The organism is Bacillus sp. SIMBA_031, from assembly GCF_046535225.1.
Taxonomy (GTDB): Bacteria; Bacillota; Bacilli; order Bacillales; family Bacillaceae; genus Bacillus; species Bacillus velezensis.
This window is the reverse complement of sequence record NZ_JAWRXC010000321.1, coordinates 1-265: the sequence shown is the minus strand read 5'-3', so window position 1 is coordinate 265 and position 265 is coordinate 1. Positions and strand designations below refer to the sequence as shown.

The 265-nt window shown below is 43.4% G+C and carries 1 protein-coding gene; it reads right to left on the bottom strand.

Annotated features, from left to right (window positions below; translation table 11 throughout):
* Positions 1-265: Mur ligase family protein (locus SB724_RS20475; RefSeq protein ID WP_410572732.1), on the bottom strand; the 265-nt coding region annotated here is incomplete at both ends.

Genomic DNA, 265 nt, shown 5'->3' with positions numbered 1-265 from the left:
CTAGATGATCACGAGATAGGTTAGTAACTACCGCCGCTTTGAAATGGCACTGATCAACACGGTGCTGTACCAATCCATGCGATGATACTTCCATCGCTACTAAGCGATGTTGCTGCTCTTTTAAGTCACTTAAAATATGCTGTAAATCAACCGTTGATGGTGTGGTGTTTTGTAGCGGTGTTAAATTATCTGGATGTCCATAACCGAGCGTGCCTATAATTGCGGCTTGGGTACGACAAAACTGTGCTAAATGAGCAATCATTGC